Here is a 12804-nt window from a genome sequence, read left to right as displayed (position 1 = left end):
ATTTTTCCTCCTTGATGACGACGCCGCCCGCGCCCCGCCGCCCCGGCCTTGAGTGCCGGGGTCGCGCGCGTGGCGGTCACCATAGCCATCATATCGAGGGGAAGTCCGCGCGGGAGAAGAGGCCCGGCGTCGTCGTTAAGAAAAGGAAAAGCGCGGCGACCGGGCCGCACGGGGACGTGAACGGGCCGCGAGCGCGCGCGTGAATCTCGGCACATCGCAGCCCTCAGCACCGCACCTAACTAAAACATCGCCGTAGTTTTACTGTATCTTTACTAATGGGAGTGGGTTCCACGCACCCTTCCCGCAAGCTTCGCGTGAATCGCGCGGGCCCGGGCAGATCGCAGACCGCGAGCGCCCGCGCATCGCGCCAAGCGCACCTATCGCAACCGTAGGAGGGACGATGAACGCATATACGCCGTGGACCATGCTGGTCGATGCCGGAATGATTGGTCTGCTGCTCGCCATTGGGGTGTTTCTGCGCGCCCGGGTGAAGTGGCTGCAGAATATGCTGGTTCCCGCCTCGGTGATTGCCGGTGCGCTGGGGCTGGTGCTCGGTCCGAATGTGCTGGGGGCGGTAGCGGAAAGCCGCGGCTGGCATATCGGGTCGTGGCAGGTGACCGGGATTCCGTTCTCCGAGCATATGGGCACGTATGCCTCGATTCTTATTGTTATTGTGTTTGCCTGCATGGCCCTCACCGATGATTTCGATATTCGCAAAGTCAATAAAGCGGTGGGCGGTTTCGCATCCTACGGGGTGCTTATGTACGGGGCGCAGGTGGCGCTCGGTATGGCGTTCGCGCTGCTGTTCCTCACCCCGGTGCTCGGTTCGCCGGATGTGCTGGGCATTATGCTGTTCACCGGCTGGGCGGGCGGTTTTGGTACCGCGGCGGCCGTGGGCAATATTTACGCGGAAAATGGGCAGCCGGAAGTGGCCTCGCTGGCTTTCACCTCGGCCACGGTGGGGTTGCTGGTCGGGGTGGTCGGCGGGATTATCCTCGCGAAATTCGGGGCGCGGCGCGGGCAGGCCAAGGCTTTCCGCGGCATGGATTCCCTGCCCGATGAGCTCCTCACCGGGGTGCTCGACGCCAATAAGCGCCGTCCGGCCCTGGGCTACCACACCTTCTCCGGCGGTTCGATTGAGACGCTCTCCTTCGAGGTGGGGATTGTGAGCCTGGTGGCGGTGGCCGGCTACGGCATTGGTCAGCTCCTCAAGCACCTGTTCCCCGGTATTTCCTTCCCGCTTTTCGCCATCGCTTTCCTGGTGGGGATCGTGGTGCGGATTGTGATGAACGGGGTGGGGGCCTCCCACCTGCTCGATGCGGGCACGCTGCGCTCGGTTTCCGGGCTGTGCACAGACATTCTGATTGTGTGCGGTATTGCTTCGATTCAGCCGGAATTTGTTTCCGACCACCTGCTGGCCCTCGGGTTACTGTTCCTCTTCGGTCTTATTTTGTGCACGTTTTTGGGCCTGGTGGTGGCTCCGCGGCTTATGGGCGAGGGATGGTTCGAACGTCAGCTCTTCACCTGGGGGTGGGCGACCGGCTCGGTTTCCACCGGCCTGGCGCTGCTGCGCATTGTGGATCCCAAGCTGGAATCGGGCACCATTGAGCAATTCGGTTACGCCTATCTGCCGGTGGTTCCGGTGGAGATTTCCGCGGTGTCCTTCGTGCCGGTTATGGCGCTGGCCGGGATGGGCTGGGCCGTGGTGGGCGTCTGGGGTGCCATCGCGGTGCTCGGGTTGCTCGGCGGCTGGTGGGTGGTGCGCTCCGGGCACGCGAATACCCACGGCGAGCCCGGTCCGGTGGGCACCCTGGGTACCGGGTTTACCGGGTAGCGCGTTTCGGCTCGCGTGCGGTTCGCCTGGGGTTCGCGTGCGGTTGCACGGTTGCACGGTTGCACGGTTCGCCCACCCACTCCAATCCGTGCAACGCGGCCCGCTTCGCTACCATGGTGGCATGAACGACGACGCTGCCACCTCCCCGACCGCGAACTCTCTCACCCAGCGTTTCCTCTCCGCCGTGGAAGACCTCCGGGCTGAGCTCGATCATGCCACCGGCCTGGATTCGCGTGGTTTCGGGGATGCCTGGGCGAAGGCGTACGAAAAGCGGGTTCCCGCCGTCGTTCGCAATAACAACCTGGGCGAGGTACTGCGCAATCTGCGCAATACCATCGCGCATAACAACTACAAGAACGGCCAACCCATTGCCACCCCGCGCGCGGACCTGGTCGAAGCCGCCGAGCGGCTACTTTTCCAGGTGCGCAACGAACCGCAGATCCAAAACTTCATGATTCACGACGTCGCGACCGTCTCTCCCGTGGATACTTTCGCTACCGTCGCCGCTATTCTCGACGCGCACGGCTACGCCCAGCTTCCGGTAGTGGATGGCTCCACGATTATCGGGCTGCTCACCACCAATATGGTGGCCCGCTGGGTGTCCGGAATGGTGACTGCCGGGAAAGAATCCCAGCTGGCCGACGTTCCGGCCGGGGATATCCTCGCCCACAGCGGCACGCACGACGCTCCCCTCTACGCCAAACCTTCTGATAGGGCCATGGCAGTATGTACAGCTCTGACCGACCGCGGCCATCCCGCAGTGCTCATCACTCGCACCGGGGATGCCACCGGGGTGCTTATCGGGCTGGTGGCCCGCGCGGATGTGGGGCGGATTTTCAGGGACATCGCCATCGCAAGGTAAGCGGGCGGGGCGAGAGGCTGCGGCGGCGTCGTACTATTCTGTGGTGCGGCGGCGCGAAACCGCTGCGCCCTCGCTCATGAAGAAATTTCCGCTCTCCCGTTTCTATTTAAAGCTTTCTACGGCACACTAGAATGTATCTATCGCCACGTTATTGGCTGACGCAAAGGGGATGTGATGGCGCAAAAAGATGTTGAGAACGCACGGGCAAGCACCACCGGGCCGCTTCCGGGCTCCGGCTACGTGGCGTCCTCCTCGGAAGAAGCGCGGGCAGCCGCGGCGCGCGAACCGAACCGCCGGACCGTGGGCGAATTGTTTTCCTCCGCCACGGCGCAATTCTCCACCCTGGTCCGCGACGAAATTCAGTACACCCAGGCCAGTCTCAAGCACAAGGTCCTCAACCTCGGGATGGGCGGGGTGCTCCTCGCGGTGGCCGGGGTGCTGGCCCTGTTCATGCTCGGGTTCCTGCTGCACGCGGCGGCGGCCTTCTTTACGGTTGTGTTCGGCGGGCGCTGGTGGGCCGGCTACCTGACGGTTGCCGGAATTCTGCTCCTTATTATTGCGGTGCTCGCGCTGCTGGGGCTGCGCAAACTCAAGAAATCCGGAAAGTATCCAACTAATCTTGTTGGCGGCCTGAGCAAGGACGTCGACGCCGTGAAGAAAGGCCTGTCGAAGTGAGCGCTTCCGATAACCGTAAACCTGAGGACATCCAGCGCGATATCGAGCGCACCCGCGCGGAACTGACCGCCACCGTCAATGAGCTGGTGGATCGCCTGGATCCGCGCACAAATATCAAGAACGCGACCGACGCCGCGAAGGACAAGGTGGCCACCACCACGGCCACGCTCAAGGACAAGGCCTCCGCTTTTGCCGAGGCGGCGAAGGATAAGGCTTCAGCTTTCGCGGATAGTGCGAAGAGCACCGCGGCGGACGCCTCCGCCAAAGCCTCCGCGAAAGCCTCGGATTTCGCGCATACCGCGAAGGCGAAGGTGAACGACCTGGCCGATTCCGCGAAGGAACACCTCGCGGGCGCGGGCCTAGGCGGAGGTGCTGACGGGGCTGGTGCTGACGGTGCCGATTTCGGCGAGCCGTGTGGCTGCGGTTGTGCAGATGCCGACGTTGAGGCGGTTGCTGAAGGCGCCGCGTGCGGTGGTGGTTGCGGTTGTGGCGGCGACGAGCACGGTTACGGCGACCACGATTTCGGCGACCACGCCTGTGAGTGCGGTGGCGCGTGCGGTGGCGGTACGTGCGGCGGCGCGCATCATTACGACGACGACGCCACCGGCCACGGGTGCTCAGGCCACTGTTCCGCCGGTCATTCCTTTGCCGGGATTCCCTCGGCCGCGCAGGTAGCCCAGGACGTTATTGACGATGCTCGGCGCGGGGAACAAACCGGGCTCGCCGTGGTGGCTGGCCTTAGCGTTGCCGCCCTGGGTGCGGTCACACTGCTGGGCAGCGCCCTCTTCGGGCGCGGGCGCCGGCGCAAGTAACCGCGTGGCGCGCGACACCTGTCGCTGGGTTCGTGGCCGCTTTACAGGCCATCTACCTGGGAAAGGTGAGGAGCGCCGTACTCTTTCCGCGTATGTCACATAGCCATATATAGGCCATAGCGGCTAATATAGGTCACGAAATAGTAAACCGGGCCAGATGAGCCCAGATGAGATGAAGGGGGTCGAGCTCATGGGGCGCGGCCGTCAGAAGGCTAAGCAGCGTAAGGTAGCCCGGAATCTCAAGTACTTTACACCGGATACTGATTACGCCGCTCTCGAGCGTGAGCTGGGTATTAATCGTGATGAGCGCCAGGAATCCCACTACGATTCCTCGGATGATCCGTATGCTCGTTACGCCGACTACGCAGATTACGACGAGTCAGATGACAATGACGATGACTGGGCGGATGATTACGATCCGAACAATATTCCACCAGCCACCAAATAGGTACTCATTCCTGTAACGAACGTGCCGGCGGCCCCAGGGCTGCCGGCACAATTGTTTGGCCTATAGGCCATTGTTTCTGAGCCAGCCCCGGAAACGAAGTGTCTATAAGAGCACCGCCTCTGGGCGATTTCGTGTCTCTTACGCCCACTACGCGGGATGCGTTGTCTGGAATGCACACTTCGAGGAGGCGAGAGGCCGGGCCGGATAACAGAATGTACATGGGTGACAGTTTTTCCGCGATTTAATGTCCGTGGCGTACATTCTGTGTTAGCGACGGTCCGAAATGCACCTTTTGCAGCCCTGAATCTTGAAAATGGCCCATTCCACCGACCCCGCCCCGCCCGAGGCGGGTGTGTTTTTCCGAGGTGCACTTCGCGTGTACGACATCTGCACTACAGCTCGGAAAACACGTGCCACCCCGCCAGGACGTGTGTGACTATTGAGGCTCCAGAGACTTGTGTGAGTTATGGGATTCCCGCGATCAGCGCTCCACACCCTCAGCTCAGTGATCCGCGCCGGCCACATGCACCAGGGGGAGAAACTCGGAGAGGTTCGCGCGGGTTCCGGAGGCGTCCACCCGCCCGGAAGCCACGGCATCATCCCAGTTCAGAGCACCCACGCACAACCCCAGGAACGTGCCCGCATCGCATTCGACCACATTCGGCGGGGTACCGCGGCGGTGGCGCACCCCGGCAACCGCCTGCACCGCGCCAACATACGGAACTCGGATTTCCACCGCGTGCCCGGGATGCCGCGCCGCAAGCTCCTCGAGAAGGAACCGCACCGCCGTGCGCGACTCACTCGCGCTGAGGTCCTCACCTGCGCGAAAGCGGGCGAGGAGGGGCAGCGCGTCCGCGCTATCGATTTTTCGTGTCACGGATCCACTCTACGACGCATTGGATGGCAACGGCACCTAAGGTACGACGGCGCCACCGCGAGCGCGCCCGCCCGGCGAAGTAGGCGCATCCGGCGCGCGGCACATATACGCAGCCGCGCGGGAGCGACGCGGCGCCGGGGAGAGACCGCGAGCGCGCCTGCCCGGCGAAGTAGGCAATCCGCCGGGCGCACGCCGCCCCTAGATCACACCCTGGGCGATCATCGCTTCCGCGACCATCTCGAAGCCCGCGGCATTGGCGCCCACCACGTAGTTACCTTCGTGGCCGTAGCGGGCGGCGGCATCCAGGGAGGTGTCGTGGATATCGCGCATGATGTCGTGCAGTTTGGCATCCACCTTCTCGAAGCTCCAGCTTTGCCGCGCGGAATTCTGCTGCATTTCCAGCGCGGAGGTGGCCACCCCGCCGGCGTTCGCGGCCTTGCCGGGGGCAAAAAGCACCCCGTTTTCCTGGAGCAGGTGGGTGGCTTCCAGGGTGGTAGGCATATTCGCGCCTTCCACCACCGCGCGCACTCCCCCGTTGAGAAGCTGGCGCGCATCGGCCTCGTTGAGCTCGTTCTGAGTGGCGCACGGGAAAGCGATATCCGCGCGAATCCCCAGTTCAGCCAGGTTCCACACCTTCGCCCCGGCCTGGTAGCGCGCGCTGGGGCGCTGCGCCGCGTAATCGGAGACCCGCCCGCGCAGATCTTCCTTAATATGGCGAAGCAGCTCGACGTCGATGCCGGCGTCGTCGTAAACCATCCCGGAAGAATCCGAGGCCGTGACCACGCGCGCGCCCATCTGCTGCGCCTTCGCGATCGCGTACAGCGCGACGTTCCCGGAACCGGAGACGATCGCGGTGCGCCCGTCCAAACTTTCCCCGCGCGCGGCGAGCATGGCGTCCGCGAAGTAGACCGCACCGTAACCGGTGGCTTCGGTGCGGGCGAGCGAGCCGCCGAAGCCGAGGCCCTTGCCGGTGAGCACGCCGGCGTCGAAAGTATCGCGGATGCGGCGGTACTGGCCGAACAGGTAGCCGATTTCGCGCCCGCCCACGCCGATGTCGCCGGCGGGGACGTCGATATCGGGGCCGATGTGGCGTTGCAATTCGGTCATGAAGGACTGGCAGAAGCGCATCACTTCGTTATCGCTTTTACCTTTGGGGTCGAAATTCGCGCCGCCTTTGGCGCCGCCGATGTGCTGGCGGGTCAGCGCGTTCTTGAAGATTTGCTCGAAGCCGAGGAATTTGAGCATGCCCAGGTAGACGGTCGGGTGGAAGCGCAGGCCGCCTTTGTAGGGCCCGAGCGCGGAGTTGAATTGCACCCGGTAGCCTTTGTTGACGCGAATTTTGCCGGCGTCATCGACCCACGGCACGCGGAAGGCGATGATGCGTTCGGGTTCAACCAGCCGTTCCAGGATGGCTTGGTCGGCGTACTCGGGGTGAGCCGCGAGGACCGGGGCGATGGAATCGAAAACTTCGCGCACGGCCTGATGGAATTCGGGTTCGCCCGGATTGGCGGCGACGACCTGATCGTAAACTTTATTCGCGTAATGCATATCAAAATGGTAAAACGTCCGGGTGCTTTCGCGGTATGATTTCGAAGCTCGAACACCACTCCGCGGTGCACGTCACATTGAGGTGCGGTACGTGCGGGGTTCGTGCAGAACGACGACGACGCCACCGGGCAGCCGCCACCCCGGCGCGTGAAGTGAGTGCGGCACGCGAAGCAGTCGCGGCGCGCGCCCGCGCCACTACGCCACCGCGCTTAGTGCCCGGGCCAGCGCTCCCCGGTGAGCATTTCGCATACCCGCAGGTAGCGGTCGCGAATATCTGCCACCACGGCGGCGGGAAGGGCCGGCGGCTGGGTGCCCTGCTCTGCATTCCACCCGGATTGGGCGGACATGAGCCACACCTGGGCGGCGTCCTTATCGAAGGGGCGCAGCGCCTCCGAGCTGGGCGGCACCTCCCCGGATTTCACCGCGCGATAGTCGGTGGAAAGCCAGTAGTGGGCGGTATCCGGGGTGAAGGCTTCGTCGGCCAGGATGAGGCGGCTGGAGCCGGCGTCCATATCCGTGCCGAATTCCAGTTTGGCATCCGCGAGCACCAGCCCGCGGGCCAGCGCGATGGCGTGGGCGTGCCGGTAGAGGTTGAGGGCTAGCACGCGCACCCGTTCCGCGGTGCTCTCCCCCACCCGCCGCATAAATTCATCCCACGGGATGGGGATATCCGGGCAGCCGGGCCGGCGCTTTTCCGCGATTCCGACCCACGGTAGTTCCAGCTTGGCGCCGAGCTCAATGGCGCCGTCGTACCGCATCGCATCGAGGGTGCCGAGGGTTTCGAGTGAGCGCACCGCACCCGCGGTTAGATAACCGCGCACCAGCACTTCGTAGGGGAGCATGCGCAGGGCCCGCACCAGGATGCCGCGCGCGGCGATATCCCGCGGCACGCCGCCCGGTAGGTAGTGACTTTCCGCGATGTCCCCAGTGCGGTCGAACCACCAGCGGGCGATCCGGGTGAGGATTTCGCCTTTATCCGGAATGAATGTGGGAACAACGTGGTCGAATGCCGCGATGCGGTCCGAGGCCACAATGAGATAGGTATCCATCCCGGCCATCGCGCCCCCGGGCACGGGCCGGTACAAATCGTGCACCTTCCCGGAATAGGTGCGTTGCCATCCCCGAATGGGGACAAGGCTACCTGTGGTGTATGTAGACATTCCCGCCCCTCAATCTCTTCACGCGGGAGGCTCCTTCGCGTTCCCGCTCCGGTGCTGCGCGAGGGGCCACCGCCGGTTCCGTACCGCGTATCGCGGCGCTATTCGCAACCGCACGCCCGCGGGCTCACAACGAACTCACGGCCCGGGGGTGACCCTCCCCACACAACCTTCTTTTCCTTATAGTAAAGGAATTCTTAGCCCCTGTCCTGGGAGCTAAGTCACGCACCGCGCATTAGCGCAGGTCAAACGGGGTAAAGTGCGACGGCGCAGCTGCCCGCCGGGCAGCTGGCGGCGCGGCCGCGCGGGCGCTTTCGCTAGCGTGAGGCACCGCCGCGAATCGCCACGCCGGGGCCGCGCCACGTAACGCCGCACGCGCAACCGCGCCCGCGCCCGGCCGCCGCGCCGCTCAACTCAGCCAAGCAGATCGTGGAGCACGATGGTTTGCTCGCGATCCGGCCCCACCCCGATCAGCGAGAAGCGGCAGCCGGCCATCTCCTCCAGCCAGCGCACGTAGCTTTGGGCGTTGGCGGGCAGGTCCGCGAAGTCGCGCACCGTGGAGATGTCCTCCGTCCAACCCGGGTGGTACTCGTAAATGGGCTTGGCATTGGCGAAATCCCAGGTATCAATGGGAAATTCGTGCACGCGCTGGCCGTCGATCTCATAGCCCACGCATACCGGGATCTGCTCCACGCCGGTAAGCACATCCAGCTTGGTGAGGACCAGGTCGGTCAGGCCATTGACCCGCACCGCGTAGCGGGTGACCGGGGCGTCGTACCAGCCGCAACGGCGCGGGCGCCCGGTGGTGACCCCGTATTCGCCACCCGCTTCGCGCAGCCAATCGCCCTTCTCCCCGTGCAGCTCGGTGGGGAATGGCCCTTCGCCCACGCGGGTGGCGTAGGCCTTGACGATACCCACCACCCGGTCGATACGAGTGGGACCCACCCCGCTGCCGGTCACCGCCCCGCCGGCCGTGGCATTCGAGGAGGTCACATAGGGGTAGTTGCCGTGGTCGATGTCCAGGAGGGTGGATTGCCCGCCTTCAAAAACAACCGTCTTGCCTTCATCGAGGGCCTGATTGAGTTCGCGAGAAGCGCTAATCATCATAGGCGCGAGGCGTTCCCCATAGGCGAGCAGCTCGGTGAGCACGTCGTCGACGTTAATCTCCTCACGCCCCAGGTCCCGCAACACCAAGTTTTTCTGCGCCACCGCGGTCTCCACCTGCCCGCGCAAGCGCCGCGGGTGCACGAGGTCGACGATGCGAATCCCCACGCGATTGGCTTTATCCGCGTAGGTGGGGCCGATGCCGCGGCCGGTGGTGCCGATTTTGCCATCGCCGAGGACTTCTTCGTTGAGGCGGTCGAACATTTTTGTGTACGAGGTGATGACGTGCGCGTTGCCGGCGATGCGGAGGTTTTTCGTGGAGACGCCGCGCGATTCCAGCTCCGCCATTTCCGCGAAAAGCGCTTCGGGATCAACGACGACGCCGTTGCCAATCACCGAGATGCAATCTGAATTGAGAATGCCGGACGGGAGGAGGTGGAGAGCGAATTTCTGGCCATCCACGCTGACCGTGTGGCCGGCATTATTACCCCCGTTAAATTTCACAACATAATCGGCACGCTGGCCGAGCTGGTCAGTTGCCTTGCCTTTTCCTTCGTCGCCCCACTGGACGCCGAGAATAATGACCGCGGGCATAGTATCTAATCTCCTCGTTATATCAAACAGGTGTAAAGAGCTCCGCCGCCCGTGCCGCTGTGCGGCTACCGTGCCGCCGCCGTTGGACAGCCGGCTACCGACCGTAGGTCACCGGGCGACCGCCGTATGGCCGCGCCCCGTTGAGCCTCAGGCCCCGGGCTAACGTCCCGCTTTACCACACAATAATAACCGCCACAGCCCGCCGCGGGCATCTTTGCACATTTTCAGAAAGTTTCTCAGCTAAGGTAGAGGAGGCACGTGCCCGAATATTTTCGAGGAGCAAAATGTCTGAACTGACTCAACCACTCGGGGCCTTTACCCGTTCGGTATCCGGTGTCTCGACCTCCGGATCCTCCCTGCGCGATTACTGGGAGGGGCTGTCCGAGCTCACCATGAGCCGGCTGGCTGATAACTGGGAAGCTACCACTAAGAAATACCGGGAGGGTCAGCGCGCCAGCTACTTCTCCGCGGAATTCCTCATGGGGCGCGCACTCCTGAATAATCTCGTCAATCTTGGCCTGGTGGACGATGCCCGCAAGGCCCTGGAAGATTACGGCCTCAACCTCACCGATGTGCTCGATGAAGAACCCGATGCCGCGCTCGGTAACGGTGGGCTGGGGCGCTTGGCCGCCTGTTTCATGGATTCGTGCGCTACCCTCAATTTCCCCGTGGTCGGCTACGGGATCCTCTACCGCTACGGCCTGTTCAAGCAGAGCTTCGTGGATGGTTTCCAGAAGGAAGAACCCGATCCGTGGATGGAAAACGGTTCGCCTTTCGTGGTGCGCCGGGATAGTGAATCCAAGCACGTGAAATTCGCGGATATGGATGTGCGCGCGGTTCCTTATGATATGCCGATCACCGGCTACGGCACCGCGAATGTCAATACCCTGCGCCTGTGGAAGGCGGAGCCCCTTGAAGAATTCGATTACGATGCCTTCAATTCCCAGCGCTTCACCGATGCGATCGTGGAACGCGAGCGCGTGAATGACCTGTGCCGGGTGCTCTACCCGAATGACACCACCTACGAAGGCAAGGTGCTGCGGGTGCGCCAGCAGTACTTCTTCTGCTCGGCTTCCCTCCAGTGCCTCATTGCCGAACATAAGGAAGCGCACGGGGATATTCGTTCCTTCGGGGAATACAACTCGATTCAGCTCAATGACACCCACCCGGTGCTCGCCATTCCGGAGCTCATGCGTCTGCTCATGGATGAGGAAGGCCTGGGCTGGGAGGATGCCTGGAAGATCGTGTCCCAGACCTTCGCTTACACCAACCACACGGTGCTGGCCGAGGCGCTGGAGACCTGGGAAACTTCGATTTTCACCAAGCTTTTCCCGCGTATTTATGACATTGTGGCGGAAATGGATCGGCGTTTCCGCGCGGAGCTGGCGGAGGCCGGTTTCCACCCGGGCAAGATTGAGTACATGGCGCCGCTCTCCGGCGGGCTGGTCCATATGGCGTGGATCGCCTGCTATGCCTCCTTCTCCATTAACGGGGTGGCCGCGATTCACAGTGAGATCCTCAAGCGGGATACTCTCCACGACTGGTACGACATCTGGCCCGAGCGCTTCAACAACAAGACGAATGGCGTGACCCCGCGCCGCTGGCTGCATAATTGCAATCCGCGCCTGGCCGCGCTGCTGACCGAGGTGCTCGGGGATGATTCCTGGGTGACGGATCTGGATAAGCTGGCCACCATTGAGGAACGCGGGAATGCTGATATTTACCGGCGCCTCATGGAGATCAAGGCGGAAAATAAGCGTGATTTCGCGCGCTGGATTAAGCGCCGCGACGGCATCGATATTCCCACCGACGCTATTTATGACACGATTATTAAGCGCCTGCACGAATACAAGCGCCAGCTCATGAACGCGCTGTACATCCTCGATCTGTACTTCCGGATTAAGGACAATCCCAGCATGGAGGTCCCGCCGCGGGTCTTCATTTTCGGAGCGAAGGCCGCGCCGGGCTACAAGCGCGCCAAGGCGATTATCAAGTTCATTAACGAAGTGGCGAAGCTGGTGAATAATGATGCGGATACCCGCGGCAAGATCACCGTGCTCTTCGTGGAAAACTACAACGTGTCCCCGGCCGAGCATATTATTCCGGCCACCGATATTTCCGAGCAGATTTCCCTGGCCGGGAAGGAAGCTTCGGGTACCGGCAATATGAAGTTCATGATGAACGGCGCGCTGACGCTGGGCACCATGGACGGCGCCACCGTGGAAATCGTGGACGCCGTGGGCGAAGAAAATGCCTACATTTTCGGGGCGCGCGAAGAGGAGCTGCCGGAATTGCGGGCGCACTACAACCCGCGCGAACAGTACGAGACCGTGCCCGGGCTCAAGCGGGTGCTCGACGCCCTGGTGGACGGCACCGTGAGCGACGGCGGGACCGGCGAATTCCACGACCTCCTCGGCTCCTTGCTGGACGGGTCCTCGTGGGAGACCCCGGACGTGTACTACGTGCTGGGCGATTTCGCTGATTACCGTGCTACCCGCGACCGCATGGCCGCGGATTACGCCAACCAGGAAGAGTGGGGCCGCAAGGCGTGGATCAATATCTGCCGCTCGGGCCGCTTCTCCTCTGACCGCACCATCGCGGATTACGGTCGCGATATCTGGGGCGTGAAGGCGACGCCGATTAAGTAGCGCGTGCTGTGCGCGTAGCTGCGCGGCTGCGTAAGCGACGCGCGACGCGACTCAAACGGGCGGCTGCGCGACGCTACGCTAACCGCGGGCGGCGACGCAATGCGCACGCAGACTAAGCGGGCGGCGGGTGTGTGATTCTTGCACATCCCGCCGCCCGCTTTTTGTTTTGTTTCACGGCCCGGCCTGCCCGCTGCGAACGTTCATGCGCGGGCGGCTTCTCATTTTTAAGAACGACGACGCCGCGC

The 12804-nt window shown here is 63.1% G+C and carries 10 protein-coding genes; 6 read left to right on the top strand and 4 right to left on the bottom strand.

Going from position 1 to position 12804, the window contains the following annotated elements; translation table 11 throughout:
• Positions 1–400: 400 nt before the first annotated feature.
• The 5 genes from ACRQFC_RS04630 to ACRQFC_RS04610 all read left to right on the top strand — a co-directional run bounded on the left by ACRQFC_RS04630 (position 401) and on the right by ACRQFC_RS04610 (position 4631).
• Positions 401–1834, top strand: a complete 1434-nt coding sequence (locus ACRQFC_RS04630; RefSeq protein ID WP_284890401.1) for a sodium/glutamate symporter — start codon at positions 401–403, stop codon at positions 1832–1834.
• A gap of 121 nt (positions 1835–1955) precedes the next feature.
• Positions 1956–2696, top strand: coding sequence for a CBS domain-containing protein (locus tag ACRQFC_RS04625; protein ID WP_087071110.1), 741 nt, complete (start codon positions 1956–1958; stop codon positions 2694–2696).
• A gap of 174 nt (positions 2697–2870) precedes the next feature.
• The gene (locus ACRQFC_RS04620) at positions 2871–3371 is read left to right on the top strand and encodes a phage holin family protein (RefSeq protein WP_284890402.1); all 501 of its coding nucleotides are present in this window, start codon (positions 2871–2873) and stop codon (positions 3369–3371) included.
• A complete protein-coding gene (locus tag ACRQFC_RS04615) occupies positions 3368–4183 on the top strand; it encodes a DUF3618 domain-containing protein (RefSeq protein ID WP_435734645.1) in 816 nt (271 codons plus the stop codon). The genes ACRQFC_RS04620 and ACRQFC_RS04615 overlap by 4 nt, the downstream gene beginning before the upstream one ends.
• 172 nt (positions 4184–4355) lie before the next feature.
• On the top strand, positions 4356–4631 hold the full coding sequence (locus tag ACRQFC_RS04610; protein ID WP_236624486.1) for a DUF3073 domain-containing protein: 276 nt from the start codon (positions 4356–4358) through the stop codon (positions 4629–4631).
• A gap of 502 nt (positions 4632–5133) precedes the next feature.
• Here ACRQFC_RS04610 and ACRQFC_RS04605 read toward each other — a convergent pair.
• The 4 genes from ACRQFC_RS04605 to ACRQFC_RS04590 all read right to left on the bottom strand — a co-directional run bounded on the left by ACRQFC_RS04605 (position 5134) and on the right by ACRQFC_RS04590 (position 9911).
• The gene (locus ACRQFC_RS04605) at positions 5134–5508 is read right to left on the bottom strand and encodes a sterol carrier family protein (RefSeq protein ID WP_284897226.1); all 375 of its coding nucleotides are present in this window, start codon (positions 5506–5508) and stop codon (positions 5134–5136) included.
• A gap of 198 nt (positions 5509–5706) precedes the next feature.
• A complete protein-coding gene (gene gdhA, locus ACRQFC_RS04600; RefSeq protein ID WP_284897228.1) occupies positions 5707–7056 on the bottom strand; it encodes an NADP-specific glutamate dehydrogenase in 1350 nt (449 codons plus the stop codon).
• Between the two features lie 209 nt (positions 7057–7265).
• A complete protein-coding gene (locus ACRQFC_RS04595) occupies positions 7266–8216 on the bottom strand; it encodes a phosphoribosylaminoimidazolesuccinocarboxamide synthase (protein ID WP_284897230.1) in 951 nt (316 codons plus the stop codon).
• A gap of 411 nt (positions 8217–8627) precedes the next feature.
• Positions 8628–9911 (bottom strand): adenylosuccinate synthase, encoded by a 1284-nt coding sequence (locus ACRQFC_RS04590; protein ID WP_284897232.1) that lies wholly within the window; start codon positions 9909–9911, stop codon positions 8628–8630.
• Between the two features lie 284 nt (positions 9912–10195).
• Here ACRQFC_RS04590 and ACRQFC_RS04585 point away from each other — a divergent pair, with 284 nt between their 5' ends.
• Complete coding sequence (locus tag ACRQFC_RS04585) at positions 10196–12559, top strand: glycogen/starch/alpha-glucan phosphorylase (protein ID WP_284897234.1); 2364 nt, start codon at positions 10196–10198, stop codon at positions 12557–12559.
• Positions 12560–12804: the final 245 nt, after the last annotated feature.

The organism is Actinotignum inguinis (genome assembly GCF_051265835.1).
In the GTDB taxonomy this organism is placed as follows: Bacteria; Actinomycetota; Actinomycetes; order Actinomycetales; family Actinomycetaceae; genus Actinotignum; species Actinotignum timonense.
This window is presented reverse-complemented; position numbering and strand designations above follow the sequence as displayed.